Source organism: Candidatus Poribacteria bacterium (assembly GCA_021295755.1).
Classification (GTDB): domain Bacteria; phylum Poribacteria; class WGA-4E; order WGA-4E; family PCPOR2b; genus PCPOR2b.
Genome location: JAGWBT010000141.1, coordinates 1 through 360, shown reverse-complemented (window position 1 = coordinate 360; position 360 = coordinate 1).

Below are 360 nucleotides of genomic sequence, written 5' to 3'. Positions count from 1 at the left end.
CCGCTGCCATTCCACGACATGTCCGCCTATCCGTATCCTGATGCGGAAAAATACCCACAGACCCCAGAGCACCTCCGCTATCAACTAGAATACAACACACGCCGCGTGACGCACGAGCTGCCACGTTTCTAAGGAGGTCGAGATTCATATCTCGACAAAATATCTACATGAGGTGTTAAAAAATGCACGCCAAAGCACTTGTCTCTGACGAAAATCAGAATTTTAGCTACGCTGATGTCACCTTGCCTGATCCAGGACCGGAACACATCCTGATACGGGCACTGTACAGCGGGGTTAGCATTGGAACGGAGTTCGCCCTGATCCGTAACAAGATATCTACTTGGGGACAGTATCCAATAT